Origin of the sequence: Escherichia sp. MOD1-EC5495 (genome assembly GCF_002965965.1) — a bacterium.
Taxonomy (GTDB): domain Bacteria; phylum Pseudomonadota; class Gammaproteobacteria; order Enterobacterales; family Enterobacteriaceae; genus Escherichia; species Escherichia ruysiae.
On sequence record NZ_PTRI01000007.1, the window covers coordinates 115,630 to 138,727 of the forward strand.

21 protein-coding genes are annotated in these 23,098 nt (G+C 51.9%); 12 read left to right on the top strand and 9 right to left on the bottom strand.

The genetic code is table 11. The features are described from left to right. Positions 1-18: 18 nt before the first annotated feature. Together bcp and BEG40_RS07595 are read right to left on the bottom strand one after the other, a co-directional pair. Positions 19-489, bottom strand: coding sequence for a thioredoxin-dependent thiol peroxidase (gene bcp / locus BEG40_RS07590; protein ID WP_105285163.1), 471 nt, complete (start codon positions 487-489; stop codon positions 19-21). Further along, positions 489-1,061: a glycine cleavage system transcriptional repressor gene (locus tag BEG40_RS07595; RefSeq protein WP_000176182.1), complete on the bottom strand. Its 573-nt coding sequence runs from the start codon at positions 1,059-1,061 to the stop codon at positions 489-491. The genes bcp and BEG40_RS07595 overlap by 1 nt, the downstream gene beginning before the upstream one ends. Before the next feature lie 146 nt (positions 1,062-1,207). Here BEG40_RS07595 and dapA point away from each other — a divergent pair, with 146 nt between their 5' ends. The 8 genes from dapA (at position 1,208) to ypfH (ending at position 8,655) form a co-directional block, all read left to right on the top strand. Further along, positions 1,208-2,086, top strand: coding sequence for a 4-hydroxy-tetrahydrodipicolinate synthase (gene dapA, locus BEG40_RS07600; protein ID WP_010349870.1), 879 nt, complete (start codon positions 1,208-1,210; stop codon positions 2,084-2,086). 16 nt (positions 2,087-2,102) lie between these two features. Then, a complete protein-coding gene (gene bamC / locus BEG40_RS07605; RefSeq protein WP_010344578.1) occupies positions 2,103-3,137 on the top strand; it encodes an outer membrane protein assembly factor BamC in 1,035 nt (344 codons plus the stop codon). A gap of 212 nt (positions 3,138-3,349) precedes the next feature. Beyond that, positions 3,350-4,063, top strand: coding sequence for a phosphoribosylaminoimidazolesuccinocarboxamide synthase (gene purC / locus BEG40_RS07610; RefSeq protein ID WP_001295467.1), 714 nt, complete (start codon positions 3,350-3,352; stop codon positions 4,061-4,063). A 154-nt stretch (positions 4,064-4,217) separates the two neighbouring features. After that, complete coding sequence (vapB, locus tag BEG40_RS07615) at positions 4,218-4,445, top strand: toxin-antitoxin system antitoxin VapB (protein WP_000450525.1); 228 nt, start codon at positions 4,218-4,220, stop codon at positions 4,443-4,445. Continuing rightward, positions 4,445-4,843 carry a type II toxin-antitoxin system tRNA(fMet)-specific endonuclease VapC gene (vapC, locus tag BEG40_RS07620; RefSeq protein ID WP_016158766.1) on the top strand — a complete coding sequence of 133 codons (399 nt, stop codon included), beginning with the start codon at positions 4,445-4,447 and terminating at the stop codon, positions 4,841-4,843. Before vapB ends, vapC begins: the two co-directional genes overlap by 1 nt. A gap of 146 nt (positions 4,844-4,989) precedes the next feature. Then, positions 4,990-5,853, top strand: coding sequence for a KPN_02809 family neutral zinc metallopeptidase (gene ypfJ, locus BEG40_RS07625; RefSeq protein ID WP_001267512.1), 864 nt, complete (start codon positions 4,990-4,992; stop codon positions 5,851-5,853). Between the two features lie 14 nt (positions 5,854-5,867). Continuing rightward, positions 5,868-7,883: a tRNA cytosine(34) acetyltransferase TmcA gene (gene tmcA / locus BEG40_RS07630; RefSeq protein ID WP_105285164.1), complete on the top strand. Its 2,016-nt coding sequence runs from the start codon at positions 5,868-5,870 to the stop codon at positions 7,881-7,883. Positions 7,884-7,956: 73 nt separating this feature from the next. Further along, complete coding sequence (gene ypfH / locus BEG40_RS07635; protein WP_105285165.1) at positions 7,957-8,655, top strand: esterase; 699 nt, start codon at positions 7,957-7,959, stop codon at positions 8,653-8,655. A 128-nt stretch (positions 8,656-8,783) separates the two neighbouring features. Here the strand turns inward: ypfH and BEG40_RS07640 are convergent, their stop codons facing one another. Genes BEG40_RS07640 through BEG40_RS07650 form a run of 3 tightly spaced genes read right to left on the bottom strand, consistent with a single transcriptional unit; the run spans position 8,784 to position 10,500 of the window. Further along, positions 8,784-8,984 (bottom strand): YpfN family protein, encoded by a 201-nt coding sequence (locus BEG40_RS07640; protein ID WP_000383836.1) that lies wholly within the window; start codon positions 8,982-8,984, stop codon positions 8,784-8,786. A gap of 27 nt (positions 8,985-9,011) precedes the next feature. Continuing rightward, on the bottom strand, positions 9,012-10,139 hold the full coding sequence (gene dapE / locus BEG40_RS07645; RefSeq protein WP_001277781.1) for a succinyl-diaminopimelate desuccinylase: 1,128 nt from the start codon (positions 10,137-10,139) through the stop codon (positions 9,012-9,014). Positions 10,140-10,149: 10 nt separating this feature from the next. Further along, positions 10,150-10,500, bottom strand: a complete 351-nt coding sequence (locus BEG40_RS07650; RefSeq protein WP_000258261.1) for an ArsC family reductase — start codon at positions 10,498-10,500, stop codon at positions 10,150-10,152. A 378-nt stretch (positions 10,501-10,878) separates the two neighbouring features. Here BEG40_RS07650 and ypfM point away from each other — a divergent pair, with 378 nt between their 5' ends. Continuing rightward, complete coding sequence (gene ypfM, locus BEG40_RS07655) at positions 10,879-10,938, top strand: protein YpfM (protein ID WP_001386977.1); 60 nt, start codon at positions 10,879-10,881, stop codon at positions 10,936-10,938. 98 nt (positions 10,939-11,036) lie between these two features. On the opposite strand, the gene acrD is transcribed toward ypfM, so the two are convergent. Together acrD and narQ are read right to left on the bottom strand one after the other, a co-directional pair. Continuing rightward, the gene (gene acrD, locus BEG40_RS07660) at positions 11,037-14,150 is read right to left on the bottom strand and encodes a multidrug efflux RND transporter permease AcrD (RefSeq protein ID WP_001263109.1); all 3,114 of its coding nucleotides are present in this window, start codon (positions 14,148-14,150) and stop codon (positions 11,037-11,039) included. A 163-nt stretch (positions 14,151-14,313) separates the two neighbouring features. Further along, positions 14,314-16,014 carry a nitrate/nitrite two-component system sensor histidine kinase NarQ gene (narQ, locus tag BEG40_RS07665; protein WP_024212552.1) on the bottom strand — a complete coding sequence of 567 codons (1,701 nt, stop codon included), beginning with the start codon at positions 16,012-16,014 and terminating at the stop codon, positions 14,314-14,316. Between the two features lie 205 nt (positions 16,015-16,219). Here narQ and aegA point away from each other — a divergent pair, with 205 nt between their 5' ends. The 3 genes from aegA to BEG40_RS07680 all read left to right on the top strand — a co-directional run bounded on the left by aegA (position 16,220) and on the right by BEG40_RS07680 (position 20,011). Then, complete coding sequence (gene aegA / locus BEG40_RS07670) at positions 16,220-18,199, top strand: formate-dependent uric acid utilization protein AegA (RefSeq protein ID WP_105285166.1); 1,980 nt, start codon at positions 16,220-16,222, stop codon at positions 18,197-18,199. 67 nt (positions 18,200-18,266) lie between these two features. Further along, on the top strand, positions 18,267-18,842 hold the full coding sequence (gene nudK, locus BEG40_RS07675) for a GDP-mannose pyrophosphatase NudK (RefSeq protein WP_010350316.1): 576 nt from the start codon (positions 18,267-18,269) through the stop codon (positions 18,840-18,842). 125 nt (positions 18,843-18,967) lie between these two features. Further along, positions 18,968-20,011: a DUF1176 domain-containing protein gene (locus BEG40_RS07680; RefSeq protein WP_105285167.1), complete on the top strand. Its 1,044-nt coding sequence runs from the start codon at positions 18,968-18,970 to the stop codon at positions 20,009-20,011. A 103-nt stretch (positions 20,012-20,114) separates the two neighbouring features. Here the strand turns inward: BEG40_RS07680 and tkt are convergent, their stop codons facing one another. Continuing rightward, a complete protein-coding gene (gene tkt / locus BEG40_RS07685; RefSeq protein ID WP_105285168.1) occupies positions 20,115-22,118 on the bottom strand; it encodes a transketolase in 2,004 nt (667 codons plus the stop codon). A 19-nt stretch (positions 22,119-22,137) separates the two neighbouring features. Then, complete coding sequence (tal, locus tag BEG40_RS07690) at positions 22,138-23,088, bottom strand: transaldolase (protein ID WP_105285169.1); 951 nt, start codon at positions 23,086-23,088, stop codon at positions 22,138-22,140. Between the last annotated feature and the right edge of the window lie 10 nt (positions 23,089-23,098).

Below are 23,098 nucleotides of genomic sequence, written 5' to 3' on the forward strand. Positions count from 1 at the left end.
CGGAATGGAGCAAAGTAATCAGGCGTGTTCTTTCAGCCAGTTAATCACTACGTCGTGGTGATTGCTGGTTTTGAAATCGTCAAATACATGTTCGATTTTGCCGTCAGCATCGATCAAGAAGCTGATGCGGTGAATACCATCGTAAGTTTTGCCCATGAAGGACTTCTCTCCCCAGACGCCGAATTGTTCGCACACCTGGTGGTCCTCATCAGACAGAAGCGTAAAGTTGAGCAGCTCTTTTTCCGCAAAACGGAAGAGTTTTTCGGGTTTATCGGTGCTAATACCCAGTACATCAACACCGGCTTTTTTCAACTCATCCATGTTATCGCGTAAGCCACAAGCTTGTACGGTACAGCCGGGGGGCATGGCTTTCGGGTAGAAATAAACCAGAACACGCTGTCCCTGGAAGTCGGTCAAATTAACTTGTTCTCCGTCTTGATCCGGCAAGCTAAATTTCGGTGCGATGTCACCGGCTTTCAGTGGATTCATTACTTAACTCCATCCTGTTCATCATGTTGGGAATAATTGACGACGCTAATACTGCCTTGCGCATTGAGTTCTGTACATAGTGCTTTGAACGCTTGCTCAATATTTGCTGAGTCCGCAGACGCCGGGCTGTGGGCGGTTATCTGAATATGTAGTTGCGCAGCTCGTTCATTTTCAGCAGGTTGCGTGCGAGACACTAGCTCCGCAATGTTCATATGGTGCGCGTCAAAAAGTGCGGTAAAGCGTTCAATTAAATGCGGTGAATCTGCCACATCGATCTGAACCCAGACAGATGCGGGCATCGGCGGACGCGGACGAGCCGTCGTGCGCTTCATCACGATTAAAAGATCCAGTTCGGCACCTTTCAACGGTAACGTTGATTCGATCAAGGTGATTGCGTTCCATGAACCGGAAAGCAGCATGATAAAGGTGAACTCTTCTCCCAGCATCGCCAGGCGACTGTCTTCAATATTACAGCCGCAACTACTGACATGACGGGTGATAGTGTTCACAATTCCTGGGCGATCGGCACCCAGCGCAGTGATCACCAGATAATGTTGCGATGACAGTGTCAAACCGGTTATTCCTTCAAGGGGGAGAGTAGCTCTTAAGGAAAGCATAAAAAAAACATGCATACAACAATCAGAACGGTTCTGTCTGCTTGCTTTTAATGCCATACCAAACGTACCATTGAGACACTTGTTTGCACAGAGGATGGCCCATGTTCACGGGAAGTATTGTCGCGATTGTTACTCCGATGGATGAAAAAGGTAATGTCTGTCGGGCTAGCTTAAAAAAACTGATTGATTATCATGTCGCCAGCGGTACTTCGGCGATTGTTTCTGTTGGCACCACTGGTGAGTCCGCTACCCTGAATCATGACGAACATGTTGATGTGGTGATGATGACCCTGGAGCTGGCTGATGGGCGTATTCCGGTAATTGCCGGAACTGGCGCTAACGCTACTGCGGAAGCCATTAGCCTGACACAGCGTTTCAATGACAGTGGCATTGTTGGCTGCCTGACGGTGACCCCTTATTACAACCGCCCGTCGCAGGAAGGTCTGTATCAGCATTTCAAAGCCATCGCTGAACATACTGACCTGCCGCAAATCCTGTATAATGTGCCGTCCCGTACTGGCTGCGATCTGCTACCAGAAACGGTGGGCCGTCTGGCGAAAGTAAAAAATATTATCGGAATCAAAGAGGCAACAGGGAACTTAACGCGTGTTAACCAGATCAAAGAGCTGGTTTCAGACGATTTTGTTCTGCTGAGCGGCGATGATGCGAGCACGCTGGACTTCATGCAGTTAGGTGGTCATGGCGTTATTTCCGTTACGGCTAACGTCGCAGCGCGTGATATGGCTCAGATGTGCAAACTGGCGGCAGAAGGGCATTTTGCCGAGGCACGCGTTATTAACCAGCGTCTGATGCCATTACACAACAAACTATTTGTCGAACCCAATCCAATCCCGGTGAAATGGGCATGTAAGGAACTGGGTCTTGTGGCGACCGATACGCTGCGCCTGCCAATGACTCCAATCACCGACAGTGGTCGTGAGACGGTCAGAGCGGCGCTTAAGTATGCCGGTTTGCTGTAAAGTTTAGGGAGATTTGATGGCTTACTCTGTTCAAAAGTCGCGCCTGGCAAAGGTTGCGGGTGTATCGCTTGTTCTGTTACTCGCAGCCTGTAGTTCTGACTCACGCTATAAGCGTCAGGTGAGTGGTGATGAAGCCTATCTGGAAGCGGCACCGCTTGCGGAGCTTCATGCCCCGGCAGGAATGATTTTGCCGGTGACTTCCGGTGATTATGCAATACCGGTGACCAACGGTAGCGGTGCTGTCGGTAAGGCGCTGGACATTCGTCCACCTGCCCAGCCGTTGGCGCTGATTTCCGGCGCACGTACCCAGTTTACGGGCGACACCGCCTCGCTGCTGGTAGAAAATGGTCGTGGTAATACTTTGTGGCCGCAGGTTGTTAGCGTGCTGCAGGCGAAAAACTACACCATTACCCAACGCGATGATGCTGGTCAGACGCTGACTACCGATTGGGTGCAATGGAACCGTCTGGACGAAGACGAGCAGTATCGCGGTCGTTATCAAATCTCTGTTAAACCGCAGGGTTATCAGCAGGCGGTAACGGTGAAACTGCTGAACCTGGAGCAGGCGGGCAAACCGGTTGCAGACGCGGCTTCCATGCAGCGTTACAGCACGGAGATGATGAACGTCATTTCCGCCGGTCTGGATAAATCCGTGACCGACGCGGCTAATGCGGCGCAAAACCGTGCTTCCACCACCATGGACGTACAAAGTGCTGCTGATGATACAGGCTTACCAATGCTGGTCGTTCGCGGGCCGTTCAACGTGGTTTGGCAACGTCTGCCAGCGGCGCTGGAAAAAGTGGGCATGAAAGTGACCGACAGCACCCGTTCGCAGGGCAGTATGGCCGTGACCTATAAGCCGTTGTCTGACAGCGACTGGCAGGAACTGGGCGCGAGCGATCCAGGTCTTGCATCCGGTGACTATAAACTGCAGGTCGGTGATTTAGATAACCGCAGCAGCTTGCAGTTCATCGATCCGAAAGGTCATACGCTGACTCAAAGCCAAAACGACGCACTGGTATCTGTCTTCCAGGCAGCGTTTAGCAAGTAAAAATACAGGGCTGGAGTAATCCGGCCCTTTTTTCTGATATGATACGCAAACGTGTGCGTCGGCAGAAAAACGCGATTTTAGCGTTAATTCGCACGAAATTTGTTTGTCGGACACAGGTCGGGTAAGGCGTTCGCGCCGCATTCGGCAAAACATCCGGCACACCAGACAGCAAAAGATTTTAAAACGTTAATTCACACCCAGGAGTGATAAAGATGCAAAAGCAAGCTGAGTTGTATCGTGGTAAAGCGAAAACCGTATACAGCACGGAAAACCCGGATCTGTTGGTGCTCGAATTCCGCAATGATACGTCAGCAGGTGATGGCGCGCGCATTGAGCAGTTTGATCGCAAAGGTATGGTGAACAACAAGTTCAACTACTTCATTATGAGCAAACTGGCTGAAGCGGGTATCCCGACTCAAATGGAGCGTCTGCTCTCCGATACCGAATGTCTGGTGAAAAAGCTGGATATGGTGCCGGTCGAGTGTGTCGTACGTAACCGTGCTGCTGGCTCTCTGGTGAAACGTCTTGGAATTGAAGAAGGTATTGAGCTGAACCCGCCGCTGTTCGATCTGTTCCTGAAAAACGACGCCATGCATGACCCGATGGTTAACGAATCTTATTGCGAAACTTTTGGCTGGGTAAGCAAAGAGAATCTGGCGCGTATGAAAGAGCTGACTTACAAAGCGAACGACGTGCTGAAAAAACTGTTCGATGATGCCGGTCTGATTCTGGTCGACTTCAAGCTGGAGTTTGGTCTGTACAAAGGCGAAGTCGTGCTGGGCGATGAGTTCTCCCCGGACGGTAGCCGCCTGTGGGACAAAGAAACGCTGGAGAAAATGGACAAAGACCGTTTCCGCCAGAGCCTCGGTGGCCTGATTGAAGCCTATGAAGCCGTCGCCCGCCGCCTGGGTGTACAGCTGGACTGATTTTTCTGATTGCTTATTTTTCAGCCGGAGGATGCTCCGGCTAAATGTCTTCGTTACTCCCGCTATAATACTTCGCATTATCTCCCTTTGACAGAAAAGTAATACCAAGCCAAAATGTATATACATAACGTATATCCCAAAGAAGGGGGGGGCTATGGAAACTACTGTATTTTTAAGTAATCGCAGTCAGGCTGTCAGATTACCTAAAGCGGTCGCTCTGCCAGAAGACGTTAAGAAAGTAGAAATTATTGCGATTGGTCGTACAAGAATCATTACTCCCGTTGGTGAGTCCTGGGACAGTTGGTTTGATGGCGAAAATGTGAGTGCGGATTTTATGGATATCCGTGATCAACCCGCAATGCAGGAAAGGGAATCATTCTGATGCTGAAATTCATGCTGGATACCAATATCTGTATTTTCACTATTAAGAATAAGCCAGTACATGTCAGGGATCGCTTTAACCTGAATTCTGGCCGGATGTGTATAAGTTCTGTAACATTGATGGAGCTTATCTATGGGGCAGAAAAAAGTCAGATGCCAGAACGCAATTTAGCGGTGATTGAAGGTTTCGTATCTCGTTTGGAAGTGCTTGATTATGATAGTGCTGCTGCGACGCATACTGGGCAAATCAGAGCCGAGCTTGCCCGGCAGGGAAGGCCCGTTGGACCTTTTGACCAGATGATAGCGGGACATGCTCGCAGTCGCGGTTTGATTGTGGTTACCAACAATACCCGAGAGTTTGAGCGAGTAGCGGGAATCAGACTAGAAGACTGGAGCTAACATTCTCTTTTACTTCTAACATTCGTAAATTATATAACGAGGAATGAAGCCTTAATTCCTCCATCATTTCCTCCCGTTTTTCTGTGGTAATCTTCCTCTGAAGCACCTACGATCATCACTATAATGAATATATTGTTGAGGTATCTATGCGCTGGCAAGGGCGTCGTGAAAGTGACAATGTTGAAGACAGGCGAAACAGCTCTGGTGGTCCGTCAATGGGCGGTCCCGGTTTCCGTCTGCCAAGCGGTAAAGGTGGGCTGATTTTACTGGTAGTGGTGCTGGTCGCTGGCTACTATGGTGTTGATTTAACTGGGTTGATGACCGGACAGCCGATTTCCCAACAGCAATCAACGCGCTCAATTAGCCCAAATGAAGACGAAGCGGCAAAATTCACCTCGGTAATTCTGGCAACCACGGAAGACACCTGGGGGCAGCAATTCGAGAAAATGGGTAAGACTTATCAGCAACCGAAGCTGGTGATGTATCGCGGAATGACGCGCACCGGTTGCGGCGCCGGACAGTCCATTATGGGGCCGTTCTATTGCCCGGCGGATGGTACGGTCTATATCGATCTCTCTTTCTATGATGACATGAAAGACAAACTGGGCGCGGATGGTGATTTCGCTCAGGGATACGTTATCGCCCATGAAGTCGGTCATCATGTGCAGAAACTGTTAGGCATTGAACCGAAAGTTCGTCAATTGCAACAAAACGCGACGCAAGCGGAAGTGAACCGCTTGTCTGTGCGTATGGAACTCCAGGCTGATTGCTTTGCCGGTGTCTGGGGGCACAGTATGCAGCAACAAGGCGTTCTGGAAACTGGCGATCTGGAAGAGGCGCTGAATGCGGCGCAAGCCATCGGCGATGACCGCTTACAGCAGCAAAGTCAGGGGCGGGTAGTGCCGGACAGCTTTACTCATGGTACATCCCAACAACGCTATAGCTGGTTTAAACGTGGTTTCGACAGCGGCGATCCGGCACAATGCAATACTTTCGGTAAAAGCATTTAACTTTCGGGGCAGGGATGGCTGAACTGACCGCGCTACACACATTAACAGCGCAAATGAAACGCGAAGGGATTCGCCGCCTGTTGGTGTTGAGCGGGGAAGCGTGCTGGTGTTGTGAACATGCGCTTAAATTGCGTGACGCATTACCCGGCGACTGGCTGTGGGTATCGCCGCAGCCAACTTCTGAAAACCACTGTACGCCAGCGGCGCTACAAACTTTACTTGGGCGCGAGTTCCAGCATTCGGTATTCGATGCCCGCCAGGGCTTTGATGCCGCAGCCTTTGCGGCGCTTGGTGGAACGCTGAAAGCGGGCAGTTGGCTGGTTTTGTTACTCCCTGTATGGGAAGAATGGGAAAACCATCCCGATGCTGATTCGCTGCGCTGGAGTGATTGCGCCAGTCCCATCGCTACACCGCATTTTGTCCAGCATCTCAAACGCGTACTTGTGGCAGATGACGACGCTATTCTCTGGCGACAAGACCAGCCACTAATGCTGGCGGATTTTGTTCCCCGCTCTGACTGGCAATCCGCTACCGGCGCACCGCAACCGGAACAACAACAGATACTACAGCAGCTTCTGACTATGCCACCGGGCGTGGCAGCGGTAACTGCTGCGCGCGGACGCGGTAAGTCGGCGCTGGCAGGGCAACTCATTTCCCGTATTGCGGGCAGTGCGATAGTCACTGCGCCTGCGAGAGCCGCAACGGATGTGCTGGCCCAGTTTGCCGGAGATAAGTTTCGTTTTGTTGCGCCGGATGCATTGCTGTTCAGTGAAGAAAAAGCCGACTGGCTGGTCATCGATGAAGCTGCTGCAATACCCGCCCCACTATTACATCAACTGGTATCACGCTTTCCGCGTACTTTGTTAACCACTACGGTGCAGGGCTATGAAGGCACCGGACGTGGCTTTTTGCTGAAATTTTGCGCCCGCTTCCCGCATTTGCAGCGTTTTGAATTGCAACAGCCGATCCGTTGGGCACAGGGGTGCCCTCTGGAAAAAGTGGTTAGCGAGGCACTGGTTTTTGACGATGAAACCTTCACGCGCGTACCCCAAGGCAACATCGTCATTTCTGCATTTGAACAGACTTTATGGCGAAGCGAGCCAGAAACGCCGTTAAAGGTTTACCAGTTATTGTCTGGTGCGCACTACCGGACTTCGCCGCTGGATTTACGACGGATGATGGACGCGCCGGGGCAACATTTTTTACAGGCGGCAGGCGAAAACGAGATCGCCGGGGCGCTGTGGCTGGTGGATGAAGGGGGATTATCTGAAGAACTGAGTCAGGCGGTCTGGGCAGGTTTTCGTCGCCCGCGTGGCAACCTGGTAGCTCAGTCGCTGGCGGCACACGGCAGCAATCCACTGGCGGCGACGTTACACGGGCGGCGTGTCAGCCGCATTGCAGTCCATCCGGCGCGTCAGCGGGAAGGCACAGGGCAGCAACTTATTGCTGACGCAGTGCAATACATGCATAGCCTCGACTATCTTTCAGTGAGTTTTGGCTACACCGAGGAATTATGGCGTTTCTGGCAACGCTGCGGTTTTGTGCTGGTACGGATGGGCAATCATCGCGAAGCCAGCAGCGGCTGTTATACGGCGATGGCGCTGTTACCAATGAGCGAAGCGGGTAAACAACTGGCACAACGTGAGCATTATCGTTTACGCCGCGACGTGCAAATTCTCATGCAGTGGAATGGTGAAAGCATCCCGGTTGATCCGTTAAACGACATCATGCTTTCTGATGATGACTGGCTTGAACTGACCGGTTTTGCTTTCGCTCATCGCCCCCTTTTAACGTCGTTAGGTTGTTTAACACGCCTGCTGCAAACCAGTGAACTGGCATTACCGGCGCTGCGTGGACGGTTGCAGAAAAACATCAGCGACGCGCAGTTATGTACCACACTTAAACTTTCAGGCCGTAAGGCATTGCTGGTTCGCCAACGCGAAGAAGCCGCGCAGGCGCTATTCGCACTTGATGATGTCCGCACTGAACGCCTGCGCAATTGCATAACACAATGGCAATTTTTTCACTGACTCCTTCAATTTTCTCCCATGGTCATTGTGAGTCAGCGGCGTAAAATTAATGACATCAGTTAAGGAGTTCGCCATGAAACATGACCATTTTGTTGTTCAAAGCCCGGATAAACCTGCCCAACAGTTGTTACTGCTTTTCCACGGTGTCGGGGATAATCCGGTGGCAATGGGGGAAATCGGTAGCTGGTTTGCACCGTTGTTTCCAGATGCGCTGGTGGTAAGTGTCGGTGGTGCTGAGCCGAGCGGTAATCCGGCGGGGCGTCAATGGTTTTCGGTGCAGGGCGTAACGGAAGAGAATCGCCAGGCGCGGGTGGATGCCATCATGCCGACGTTTATTGAGACGGTACGCTACTGGCAGAAACAGAGCGGAGTAGGGGCTAACGCTACGGCGCTGATCGGTTTCTCACAAGGCGCGATTATGGCGCTGGAGAGCATTAAAGCCGAACCGGGTCTTGCCTCACGCGTCATCGCCTTTAACGGACGCTATGCCAGCCTGCCGGAAACAGCTTCTACTGCTACAACAATTCACCTGATCCACGGTGGTGAAGATCCGGTTATCAATCTGGCTCATGCGGTCGCGGCACAGGAAGCGTTAATTAACGCCGGTGGAGATGTGACGCTGGATATCGTGGAGGATTTAGGTCATGCGATCGATAATCGCAGTATGCAATTTGCCCTGGATCACTTGCGTTATACCATTCCGAAACATTACTTCGACGAAGCGTTAAGCGGCGGTAAGCCCGGCGATGATGATGTGATTGAAATGATGTAAAAGACAGGTGCCGGATGCGTAGGCCGGATAAGGCGTTCACGCCGCATCCGGCTATGATGCCTGATGCGACGCTGACGCGTCTTATCAGGCCTACGGTTGAGCGCCAGACATTATCCGGCTCCTCCAGCTTACTTCTTCGGTTGATCCTTCTTCGGCCAGTCGTCGTCATCGTCCCATTTATCGTTGAAATCACGATGTGGGGGAAGCTCCGGCTTGTTGGCGAGAAATTTCTTATGGTCGACGCGCTTGAGATCTTTGATCACATTCAGCAGGACGCCTACCAAAAAGACAATCACCAGAATCCACCAATATTTAGCCAGCCAGTCCATGCTTATTTCCTCTTGCAGAACCACTCATCAGGCGACGAGCTGTTCCATGATTCGTTGATACATACGGGCAAGTAGCTGCAGGTCGGCAGCGTTCACACATTCATTAATTTTATGAATAGTGGCATTGACCGGCCCAAGTTCCACCACCTGCGCCCCCATGCGGGCAATAAAGCGCCCATCGGACGTTCCGCCAGTGGTCAGTAGCTGCGGTTTAATTTCATTATAGTGCTCAACCGCGTTGACGACCGCATCCACCAGTTTACCGCGTGCAGTCAAAAATGGCTGCCCGGAAAGCCACCAATCGACCGTATAACGCAGTTGATGTTTTTCAAGCAGGGCAAGCACCTGTGCTTTGATCATCTCATCAGTAAGTTCGGTGCTAAAGCGGAAGTTAAACTGTACAAACAGCTCACCCGGAATGACATTATTACTGCCAGTACCTGCCTGAATATTGGCTATTTGCATACTGGTTGCCGGGAAAAATTCATTGCCCTGATCCCACTCGATAGCCACTAACTCATTGAGGAAAGGGGCTGCACGATGTACAGGGTTATCTGCAAGGTGTGGGTAGGCCACATGCCCCTGCACGCCATGAATAGTAAGGTTACAGGTCAACGATCCGCGACGGCCATTTTTCACTACATCACCGACCACTTCGATACTCGACGGTTCGCCAACCAGGCAGTAATCCAGCCGTTCACGGCGTGCCATTAAGGTTTCTACCACTTTGACCGTGCCGTTGTGGGCGCTGGCTTCTTCGTCTGAGGTGATCAGAAACGCCAGTCGACCTTTATGGTTGGGATGTTGCGCGACAAAGCGTTCTGCTGCTACCACCATCGCCGCCAGCGACCCTTTCATATCTGCCGCGCCGCGCCCGAATAACATACCGTCGCGAATGGTCGGTTCAAATGGTGGATTGATCCAACGGTCGGCATCGCCAGGCGGTACAACGTCGGTATGTCCGGCAAAGGCTAACGTTTCTCCCTGTCCACGCCACGCCCAAAAATTCTGCGTATCCGCAAAGTCCATGCGTTCGATGGTAAAACCGATCGCCTGTAAACGTTCGGTAATGATTGCCTGACATCCTGCGTCATCAGGACTTAAGGATGGGCGGCGAATAAGCTGCTGTGTCAGCTCAATAACCGGACACGACATAGACTACACCTCATAGGAAAAATTGCTGATAACTGGATTCACTGAAACCCAGCAGCATAGGCTTCCCTGGCGCGCAGAGCAATGGGCGTTTGATAATTGCAGGCATTTCTGTCATTAATGCCGCCGCAGAAGCCGCATCGGTGATTTTATTGCGCGTGGTATCGTCCAGTTTACGCCAGGTAGTACCACGGGTGTTGAGTAACGCTTCCCAGCCTAATTCGTTGATAAAACCGTTCAATAATTCGCTGTCCAGCCCATCAACGCGATAATCATGGAAACGATAGTCGATGTTATTGGTTTCCAGCCAACGGCGAGCCTTTTTAATGGTGTCACAATTTTTAATGCCGTAAAGTGTAACCATAATGAATCCTTTTTCGATTTATAAGAATAAATACTCATTTAACGGTCAATACATTTTCCCGGCAAATGAATATCAGGGAATATAACATTATTAAGGTGTTTCACTTAACAATTATTAAATAACTGTGAGCATTTTGAATGCAATTATTAAGAATATTCCCCTAGGTATCTGTATGTATTTCAAACAGAATTAAGCAAGTATTAGAATCCGTATGAATCTGTTGAAATGTTGCTTTGCATCACATAAAAATCCCTGTCTCAGGGCCATAGTATTTACATAGGTTTTGCCCCGGAGGTAGTAATCACTGCAATCGAATAAATTAGCTTCACCACGGTATATTGTTTCCGTAGAATACCCATAATTATAAGAGAGGTTGTTATGATTGAACGTGAACTGGGGAACTGGAAAGACTTTATCGAAGTTATGCTTCGCAAGTAATTGCCAGGACAGAAGGTAAAATGAAAGAACCTGATGAACAGGTTCTTTATCAGAAAGTTGAAAAAGGCGACACGTTGGCATGTCGCCTTTTTTATTGCTTATTCCGGACGTGGCTTCAGAGGGAAACGACGGCGTACCAGCACAAAGAACAGCGGCACGAAGTAAATCGCCAGAATGGTGGCGGAGATCATTCCCCCCATTACGCCAGTACCCACTGCATGTTGACCACCGGAACCGGCACCGCTGCTGATTGCCATCGGCAGTACGCCGAAGATAAACGCCAGCGAGGTCATCAGTATCGGGCGTAAACGCTGGCGGCAGGCATAAAGCGTCGCTTCAAACAGGTCGTGACCTTTTTGGTTCATCTCGTTAGCGAACTCGACAATGAGGATGGCGTTTTTCGCCGATAAACCAATGACCGTTAATAGACCCACCTGGAAGTAAACGTCGTTTTCCAGCCCGCGCATCCAGGTTGCCAGCAGCGCGCCGATGACCCCCAGCGGCACGACCAGCATTACGGAGAACGGCACCGACCAGCTTTCATACAGCGCCGCCAGACACAGGAATACCACCAGTAATGAAATGGCGTACAGCGCCGGAGCCTGCGCGCCAGAAAGCCGTTCCTGATACGACATCGCCGTCCACTCCAGGCCAAAGCCGTTTGGCAACTGCTTCACTAACGATTCCATAATATCCATCGCCGTACCGGTACTGACGCCCGGTGCGGCCTCCCCGACAATTTCCACTGCGGAATAGCCGTTATAACGTTCCAGACGGGGCGAACCTGTCTCCCAGCGGGAGGTCGCGAAGGCAGAGAAGGGCACCATCCCACCGTCTTTGTTACGCACATACCACAGGTTGATATCATCCGGCAGCATCCGATACGGCGCGGCGGCCTGCACATAGACTTTCTTCACGCGACCGCGATCCATAAAGTCATTTACATAGCTCGAACCCCACGCGGTTTGCAGCGTGTCGTTAATATCGTCAATAGCAACGCCCAGCGCCTGAGCTTTACGCTGGTCGATATCAATCTGTAACTGCGGACTGTCATCAAGACCGTTATGGCGCACGCGGGTTAATTCCGGATTTTCCGCCGCCAGCGCCAGCAACTGGTTACGTGCAGCCATCAGCGCATCGTGACCCGCTCCGGCGTGATCCTGCAACTCCATATCAAAACCCGCAGAACTGCCAAGACCGCTGATTGCCGGCGGGCTGCTGGCGATAACGCGGGCTTCTTTAATCTTATTAAATTCTTTCGTTGCACGTTCGATAATGGCAAACGAAGTGCCGGTTTTACTGTCGCGCTCACTCCAGTCTTTCAGGCGGATAAACATTCGCGCCACGTTTTGCCCGTTGCCGCCAGGGCCAGAACCGACCGTGGCAAACACCGACGTGATGTTGTCTTTCTCATGAGTGAAGTAATACTTCTCGATCTGTTCCACCACTTTCAGCGTCTGTTGCTGGGTCGAACCGCTGGGTAGCTGCACCGAGGTGGTGAACATGCCACGGTCTTCCAGTGGCAGGAAGGACGTCGGCAGACGCAGGAACAGAAACACCATACCGCCAAGCAGCAGGACATAAATCACAATCCAGCGCAGGCTGCGGTGGAGAATTTTCGCCACCCCTTTCTCGTAGCGTTCGGCGTTACGGTTGAACATCTGGTTAAACCAGGCAAAAAAGCCTTTCTGCCCGTGATGCTCACCTTTTTTCAGTGGCTTAAGTAGCGTGGCACACAGCGCCGGAGTGAGGATCATCGCCACCAGTACCGACAGCACCATCGCCGCAACAATGGTAATAGAGAACTGGCGATAGATAGCTCCGGTGGTGCCGCCGAAGAAAGCCATTGGTACAAATACCGCCGAAAGAACCATCGCAATCCCGACTAGTGCCCCCTGGATCTGCCCCATCGATTTACGTGTGGCTTCGCGAGGAGTGAGTCCTTCCTCACTCATAATACGTTCGACGTTTTCCACCACCACAATGGCGTCATCCACCAGTAGACCAATCGCCAGCACCATCGCGAACATGGTTAAGGTGTTGACGCTGTAACCGAAGGCGTAAAGCACGGAGAAAGTGCCCATCAACACCACCGGCACGGCGATAGTTGGAATCAGCGTAGCGCGGAAGTTTTGCAGGAACAGATACATGACGAGGAAAACCAGCGCGATAGCTTCTAACAGGGTTTTCACCACGTCTTCAATGGAGGCTTTAACAAACGAGGTGGTTTCATACGCCACCTTATATTCCAGCCCGGGAGGGAAGTATTGCGCCAGTTCGTCGAGCCGGTTCAGTACCAGCTTCGCTGTGGCCATTTCGTTCGCGCCGGAAGCCAGTTTTACCCCCAGACCGGAGGCAGGCTTACCATTAAAGCGGCTAAGATAATCGTATTTCTCCGCCCCCATTTCGACGGTGGCAACATCGCCCAGTTTCACTTCCGAACCATCCTGATTTACCCGCAAGGTGATATCGCGGAACTGTTCAGGCGTTTGCAACAGCGACTGGGCGTTAATGGTAGCGTTCAATGCTTGTTTATCGACAGAAGGTGTACCGCCAAGCTGTCCGACCGCAATCTGCGCGTTCTGTGATTCAATGGCGTCGGTTACATCTTTAGCCGTCATCTGGAAGCTGTTCAGTTTTGCCGGATCAAGCCAGATACGCATCGAATACTGTGAACCGTAGGCGTCGATATCACCAACGCCGTTAACGCGACTTAACGGGTCCTGAATATTACTGGCAACGTAGTCGGCAATATCCTGCTTATCCATCGAACCATCGGTAGAGACGAAGGCTATGGTCAGGATGTTAGTATCGCCAGTTTTACGTACTGTCACGCCCTGGTTTTGTACTGCCTGTGGGAGTTTACGCATGGCCGATTGCAGCTGGTTTTGTACCTGCTGCACCGCCTCGTCTGGGTCGGTGCCAGCTTTAAAACTTAAGGTGACTGATGCCTGACCGGTGCCGCTGCTTTGTGACGACATATACATCAGGTTATCGAGGCCAGTCATATTCTGCTCGATAACCTGGGTCACGGTGTTTTCCAGCGTCTGGGCCGATGCGCCGGGATAGTTAGCGGTCACTCGCACGTTCGGCGGCGCGAGATCCGGGTATTGTTCAACGGGCAATGAAAAAATAGCCAGGGTCCCTGTCAGACATAACAGGATTGCCAGTACCCAGGCAAAAATGGGGCGATCAATAAAGAAATTCGCCATTAAAAGAGGACCTCGTGTTTCTGCGTATCGTTGTAGGCTTGACTTGCTTCACTGTAGCGGCAAGGTACGAGCCAATCGTGGAGAAAAAAAGGAGATAATGTAAATTATCATTCCCTTTTATACTGAACCTTAAGTGCCCGTATTCTTTGGTCAACAAGAGGTATTACATCAGTTGACTTTCCTCACCCGCCGCAGAGCGAAAGCTAATACTCACTAACGTGCCGCCACCGGAAGGTTGTGAAAAAGTCAGCGTTCCGCCCAGTCGTTCCGCGCGCTCGCGCATAATATTCAAGCCATAATGGCCTTCAGGTTCTTTCGGTTCACCGATGCCAATCCCGTTATCACGAATATAGACCGTGTGATTGCCGTCCGGCGCGGTGACGCAGCTAACGGCGATTTCGCTGGCATTGGCGTGCTTCATCGCATTCAGCACCGCTTCGCGAATAATTTGCAACAAATGCACCTGCATTTGCGCATCCAGTGCCAGGGTTGGCAAGCGGCAGTCGAGGGTCAGTTTGGCGCTGGTTTGATTTTGTAACGTATCCAGCATTTCCCGCAGCGCGGAGGGAAGATCCGCCTGCTGCAGCGTCAGGCGGAAAGTGGTCAACAGCTCGCGTAACTGTCGATACGCATCATTCAATGCCTGAGAAAAATCGGCCATGATACTTTGTGCGGTGGCGTTATCTTCCGGTATCGAACGTTTCAGTAATGTTAACTGGATACGCAAATAAGAAAGCACCTGAGCCAGTGAGTCGTGCAATTCGCGGGCGATGGTCGCGCGTTCTTCCATCAGCAGCAACTGCTGAAAATGCTTCTGTGCCTGGTTAAAGTACAAACCGCGCCCCAGCATCGATGAAACGCTATTAAGCAGCGGTTCGGAGGCCGACACGTTGCTGTTTTGCCAGTGCAGCTCGCCGTAAACTGTCTCTTGCATCGTCACCGGTAAAATCTGCATCGGCAGTTGCGGGTTGGGCTTTCCTTCGCTAATCCGCCAGTTTTCACCGACATTTAACTCCAGATATTCAGCCGCTTCATTGTCGCGAACAATCTGCAAAATATGGCGGAAACAATGCACATCAATCTGGCTGGTGTTCAGCGCCTGAGAACACTGATACAACACCTCCAGACGGCGCTTGGCCTCGTGGAGATCGCGGGTTTTTTCTTCTACTGACGCTTCCAGCGAACGGTACAATTTATGCAGTTCGCTCGACATCTGGTTAAAGGTTTTGGCCAGCAGTCCCAGCTCATTGGGCAGGCTGGTATCCAGCGGCGGTGAGTCGAACTGACCGTGTTCAATACGCTGACTGGCGGTAACCAGCTGATTCAGTGGGGCAACGACCTGATGGCGTATGCGGCGCAGAGTAAAAAAGACCAGTGTGAAAATACCGATGCCGCCAGCCAGCGAAATCGCCACCACCAGCAACATTTTGCGCTCAGCGTAGTGCTGTAAAGCCAGCACGAACAGGTCTATCTGATTGACATAATTATCGATATTGGCCTGATACCACGGCAAATCACCCTTGCTGAGCCGATTATTCATCTCCAGCCAGTTGGCATTCAGATGCGCATAGCGGGTTTTTACTGCCTCTGGCACATACCAGACGTTGAGATTGGTTAATACCGGTGAATGCAGTGCCTGCTGGAACAGCTGACGATGCGCATTGAGTTGTGGACTGCCACTTTGCAAGTCGTAGCCCAGGCGGTAACTCTGCATACGCAGCGATCCGGCAATATTGATCGCCTCAGCGTCGCGCAAACTGCTCGCCAGAGTTAGCAGAGCGATACCCGTGGAAAGAATCGACAGCAGCACAATGTAAAAAAAGGCCCTGGCCAGACTGGCCGAGACGGGTCGTTTAACAATCACACGCGTCTTCTCCACATAAAATCATTAATGTTCCAGATTGTTGAAACGCAATTTAGTCAGTGATGGGATTATTTGATCTGCCACAGTTTATAGCGAAATAGTTACTTGTTCTGGGCACATGGACATTGCCGATTCCCCTGCAAGTCGGGTAATAACAACACTCATATAAAGAATAAGGTTTTTACAACCAAAAAAGAAGGTCGTTATGAATCGTTTTATTATGGCCAACAGTCAGCAATGTCTGGGTTGTCATGCTTGTGAAATTGCCTGTGTCATGGCTCACAATGATGAGCAACATGTCCTGAGCCAACACCATTTTCATCCCCGAATTACGGTTATCAAACATCAGCAGCAACGTAGTGCAGTGACCTGTCACCATTGCGAAGATGCGCCCTGTGCCCGTAGCTGCCCCAATGGCGCAATCAGCCATGTTGATGACAGCATTCAGGTCAATCAGCAAAAGTGTATTGGCTGTAAATCCTGTGTGGTGGCCTGTCCGTTTGGCACCATGCAGATTGTCCTGACACCCGTCACAGCGGGTAAAGTGAAAGCCACGGCACATAAATGCGACCTGTGCGTAGGGCGAGAAAACGGCTCCGCCTGTGTCGAAAACTGCCCGGCGGATGCGCTGCAACTGGTCACCGACGCCGCACTCTCCGGCATAGCGAAATCCCGCCGCTTGCGCACTGCACGTCAGGAACATCAACCGTGGCATACCAGTACAGCGGCACAAGAAATGCCGGTAATGAGTAAAGTCGAGCAAATGCAGGCAACGCCCGCGCGCGGCGAGCCGGATAAACTGGCAATTGAAGCGCGCAAAACCGGCTTTGATGAAATTTATCTGCCGTTTCGCGCCGACCAGGCACAACGGGAAGCCTCGCGCTGCCTGAAGTGCGGCGAGCACAGCGTTTGTGAATGGACCTGTCCGCTGCATAACCATATTCCGCAGTGGATAGAACTGGTGAAAGGCGGAAATATCGACGCCGCCGTCGAGCTTTCTCACCAGACCAACACCCTGCCGGAAATTACCGGACGCGTCTGTCCGCAAGACCGTTTGTGTGAAGGTGCCTGCACTATTCGCGACGAACACGGTGCGGTGACTATCGGCAATATTGAACGCTACATTTCAGATCAGGCGCTGGCGAAAGGCTGGCGTCCTGACTTAAGCCATGTCACCAAAGTGGACAAGCGAGTGGCGATTATCGGTGCGGGTCCGGCAGGGCTGGCCTGTGCGGACGTCCTGACACGCAACGGCGTGGAGGTGACGGTATACGATCGCCATCCAGAAATCGGTGGCTTGCTCACCTTTGGCATTCCTTCTTTCAAACTGGATAAATCGCTGATGGCGCGCCGTCGGGAAATCTTCAGCGCAATGGGGATTCACTTCAAACTCAATTGTGAAGTGGGTAAAGATGTCTCTTTGGATTCGCTGCTCGAACAGTACGACGCAGTCTTCGTTGGCGTCGGCACTTACCGTTCCATGAAAGCGGGCTTACCCAATGAAGATGCGCCGGGCGTTTATGATGCTCTGCCGTTCCTCATCGCCAACACTAAACAGGTGATGGGGCTTGAAGAGCTACCGGAAGAGCCGTTTATCAATACCGCCGGGCTAAATGTCGTGGTACTGGGCGGTGGCGACACCGCGATGGACTGTGTGCGCACCGCACTGCGCCACGGCGCAAGTAACGTCACCTGTGCCTATCGTCGTGACGAAGCTAACATGCCCGGTTCGAAAAAAGAGGTGAAGAACGCCCGCGAAGAGGGGGCTAACTTCGAATTTAACGTCCAGCCAGTGGCGCTTGAGCTGAATGAGCAAGGTCACGTCTGCGGGATTCGTTTCCTGCGTACGCGTCTTGGCGAGCCGGATGCACAAGGGCGTCGGCGTCCGGTGCCGGTGGAAGGCAGTGAATTTGTCATGCCAGCCGACGCGGTGATTATGGCGTTTGGTTTTAATCCGCATGATATGCCGTGGCTTCAGTCACACGGTGTAACGGTGGATAAATGGGGGCGCATCGTGGCTGATGTTGAAAGTCAGTACCGTTACCAGACGACGAACCCGAAAATCTTCGCTGGTGGCGATGCCGTGCGCGGTGCGGATCTGGTGGTGACTGCAATGGCGGAAGGGCGCCATGCGGCGCAGGGAATTATTGACTGGCTGGGGATAAAATCAGTCAAATCTCACTAATTCCATCCGCAGACAAACCCGACTTCACAGCGTAAGATAATTGTTCATTTCGCGCTGTGGAGTCGGTATGACGCAACAAATCACCCTCATCAAAGACAAAATTCTCTCCGATAACTATTTCACCCTGCACAACATTACCTACGATCTCACCCGCAAAGATGGCGAAGTTATCCGCCATAAACGTGAAGTTTACGATCGCGGCAATGGCGCGACGATCCTCCTGTACAACGCGAAGAAAAAGACTGTAGTTCTGATTCGTCAGTTCCGCGTCGCTACCTGGGTTAATGGCAATGAAAGCGGGCAATTGATTGAAACTTGTGCCGGGTTGCTGGACAACGACGAACCCGAAGTGTGCATTCGCAAAGAAGCGATTGAAGAGACGGGCTATGAGGTTGGCGAAGTACGCAAATTATTTGAACTGTACATGTCGCCTGGTGGTGTGACCGAGCTAATCCACTTTTTTATCGCCGAATACAGTGACAGTCAGCGTGCTAACGCGGGGGGCGGCGTCGAAGATGAAGATATTGAAGTGCTCGAGCTGCCGTTCAGCCAGGCGCTGGAGATGATCAAAACCGGCGAGATACGTGACGGTAAGACGGTGTTATTGCTTAACTATTTGCAATCGTCACATTTAATGGACTGAAAAATAACAATAATATTTCGTTGTTTATTATTGGCTCAATCCGATAAATCCGATTGAGCCGCGCTACCTGCGCAACGAAGATACGACTTGTGCTGTTTGTTTGAACTTCTGGGGTCGTACCGTCCATGCGCTATCGCATTTTCCTTCTCTTTTTTTTCGCTTTGTTGCCGACGTCTTTAGCGTGGGCAGCACCAGCGCAACGGACGTTTTCTGACTGGCAGGTCACCTGTAACAACCAAAATTTCTGCGTAGCGCGCAACACAGGCAATCATAATGGACTGGTGATGACTCTCAGTCGCAGTGCTGGGGCGCATACCGATGCCGTTTTGCGTATTGAGCGCGGCGGGTTGAAGTCGCCGGATGCGTCGGAAGAGGCGATAGCGCCACGACTGCTGTTAGATGGTGAGCCGCTGGCGTTAAGCGGGGACAAGTGGCGGATTTCGCCGTGGTTATTAGTGACCGATGATACAGAGACCATCACCGCGTTTTTGCAGATGATTCAGGAAGGGAAGGCAATTACCTTACGCGACGGCGCTCAGACCATTTCTCTTAATGGATTAAAAGCGGCGTTGTTGTTTATTGATGCCCAGCAAAAGCGCGTGGGTAGTGAAACTGCGTGGATCAAGAAAGGGGATGAGCCGCCACTCAGCGTGCCGCCTGCGCCTGCGCTGAAAGAGGTTGCGGTAGTTAACCCAACGCCGACACCACTCTCACTCGAAGAACGTAACGATTTGCTGGATTATGGAAACTGGCGGATGAATGGTCTGCGTTGTTCGCTTGATCCGTTGCGTCGTGAGGTGAATGTCACTGCGCTGACCGATGATAAAGCATTGATGATGATTAGCTGTGAGGCGGGCGCCTATAACATCATTGATCTGGCGTGGATAGTGTCGCGTAAAAAGCCGCTGGCCTCGCGTCCGGTACGGTTACGTTTGCCGTTCAACAACGGTCAGGAAACGAATGAACTGGAGCTGATGAACGCGACATTTGATGAAAAATCGCGTGAACTGGTGACATTAGCGAAAGGCCGTGGATTAAGTGATTGTGGTATTCAGACTCGCTGGCGCTTTGACGGCCAGCGTTTTCGTCTGGTGCGTTACGCTGCCGAACCCACCTGCGATAACTGGCATGGGCCAGATGCCTGGCCTACGCTTTGGATCACGCGTTGAGTGCCATCTGGCGGATGCGGCGTAAACGCCTTATCCGCCCTACGGTCCGGCGCGGTTTGTAGGCCTAATAAGACGCGTTAGCGTCGCATCAGGCAAACCGGCATCAGGCACTTTTCACTCCCAGCACCTTATGCGCTTTTGCCACAATATTCTCGGCGGTAAAGCCAAAGAACGGGAACAATTTATCCGCCGGAGCAGATTCGCCATAACCCGTCATCCCGACAATCGCACCTTTCAGGCCGACGTATTTGTACCAGTAGTCGGCGATGCCTGCTTCCACTGCCACGCGAGCCGCAACGTTAGAAGGCAACACCGACTCCCGATATTCCTCATCCTGGGCGTCGAAAATATCGGTCGAGGGCAGGGAAACCACGCGAACATTGCGACCTTCTCCCGCTAATTTCTCCGCCGCTTGCAGGGTGATTTCCATCTCTGAACCGGTAGCAATCAAAATAATATCCGGCTTGCCGCCGCTGTCTTTCAGCACATAACCGCCACGGGCAATCTCTTTTACCTGATCCGGCGTACGTTCCACCTGCGCCAGATTCTGCCTTGAGAGGATCAGCGCCGTCGGCCCGTTGTGGCGCTCAACCGCCAGCTTCCAGCCCACCGCTGCTTCCACCTGATCGCACGGTCGCCAGGTGCTGAAATTCGGTGTTAAGCGCAAACTGGCCAGTTGCTCAACCGCCTGGTGCGTCGGGCCATCTTCGCCCAGACCAATCGAGTCATGGGTATAAACCATAATCTGCCGCGCTTTCATCAGCGCCGCCATCCGCGCGGCGTTGCGGGCGTATTCAACAAACATCAGGAACGTCGCGGTATACGGTACAAATCCACCGTGGTGCGCGATACCGTTGGCGATGGCGGTCATACCAAATTCACGCACTCCGTAGTGAATATAATTCCCTGCCAGATCTTCCTTCAGCGACACAGAACCTTTCCAGATGGTGAGGTTACTGGGCGCCAGATCCGCCGAACCGCCGAGCAGTTCCGGCAGCATGGGGCCGTAAGCGTTAAGCGTATTTTGCGACGCCTTACGGGTAGCGATTTTCGCCGGATTTGCCTGCAACTCATTGATATATTTCTGAGTCGTTTTCTCCCACTCTTTCGGCAAACCACCACTCATCCGGCGGGTAAACTCTTCTGCCAGTTGCGGATGAGCCTTTTTATACGCGGCAAACTTCTCATTCCAGCTCTGCTGCGCTTTTTCGCCTTTTTCGCGGGCATCCCAGGCGTGATAAATCTCTTTGGGGATCTCAAATGGCGGATGGTGCCAGCCCAGTTTTTGCCGTGCCAGCGCCACTTCTTCTTCACCCAACGGTGCGCCGTGCGCCTCTTCTTTACCCGCTTTATTAGGCGAACCAAAGCCAATTACCGTGCGGCAGATAATCAACGACGGTTTATCTTTCACGCTTTGCGCTTCGAGAATCGCTTGCTTCACCGCCTGCGGATCGTGACCGTCGATTTCATGGACAACATGCCAGTGATAGGCTTCAAAGCGTTTTGCCGTATCGTCGGTAAACCAGCCTTCGGTTTCACCATCAATGGAAATACCGTTGTGGTCGTAAAAGCCAATCAACTTGCCCAGCCCCAGCGTTCCCGCCAGCGAACAGACTTCGTGGGAAATACCTTCCATCAGGCAACCGTCGCCCATAAACACATAAGTGAAGTGATCGACAATCTCATGGTCCGGTTGGTTAAACTGCGCCGCCAGCGTGCGCTCCGCTATCGCCAGTCCGACCGCGTTCGCCAGCCCTTGCCCCAGCGGTCCCGTGGTGGTTTCTACGCCTGGCGTATAGCCAAGCTCCGGATGTCCTGGGGTTTTCGAATGCAACTGACGGAAGTTCTTCAGCTCTTCCAGCGGCAGGTCGTAACCGGTCAGATGCAGCAAACTGTAGAGCAGCATCGACGCGTGACCGTTGGAGAGAATAAAGCGGTCGCGATCATACCAGGTCGGGTCGGTGGGGTTATGTTTAAGAAAGTCGTTCCACAGCACTTCGGCAATATCGGCCATGCCCATTGGCGCGCCGGGATGACCAGAATTGGCTTTTTGCACCGCATCCATACTGAGCGCGCGAATCGCATTGGCAAGGTCTTTTCGGGACATATAACACTCCGTGGCTGGTTTATAGTTTGGCGGCAAGAAGATCTTCCAGTTTGCGTTGATCAACGGCGAACAGGCGGATGCCTTCAGACAGTTTTTCTACTGCCATCGCATCCTGATTGTGCTCCCAACGGAACTCCGCTTCGCTCATGGGGGCAGGGCGTGGGAACGTCTGAGAAGGCGGGATCAATTTGCGGACGACTGGCGAGACTTTTTCCTGCAACTCTTTCAGCAAGTTCGGTGCGATAGTCAGACGATCGCAACCGGTTAAAGCGAGGATTTGCTCGGTACGGCGGAAACTTGCGCCCATCACAATGGTTTCATAGCGGTGCTGCTTGAAATAGTCGTAGATATTACGCACCGATTTGACGCCCGGATCTTCTTCCACCACATACGGGGCCAGCGGCTTGCGCGCCTGATACCAGTCATAAATACGCCCGACAAACGGCGAAATCAGAAAAACGCCAGCTTCTGCACAGGCGCGCGCCTGTGCAAAGGAAAACAGCAGCGTCAAATTGCAATTAATACCTTCTTTTTCCAGCTCTTCTGCCGCGCGAATTCCTTCCCAGGTTGAAGCCAGTTTGATCAGAATGCGTGATTTCTCAACGCCCTGCTGCTGGTACAAATCCACCAGATGACGCGCTTTCTCAATACTCTTTTCTTTATCAAAAGAGAGGCGTGCGTCAACTTCTGTCGATACACGACCGGGTACGATTTTGAGAATTTCTGTACCGAAATTGACCGCCAGCTTATCGCAGGCAGCTACCACTTGTTGTTCCTGCGTTTGACCATTTTTTTTACCCCAGGCGATAGCATCGTCTATTAAATGCTCATATTGTGATAATCCGGCAGCCTTGAGTAATAACGAAGGATTGGTGGTGGCGTCCTGAGGATGATAATGGCGAATGGACTCAATATCGCCGCTGTCTGCCACGACAGTGGTGAACTGTTTGATGCCGTCTAACTCGTTCATAGGAAATACT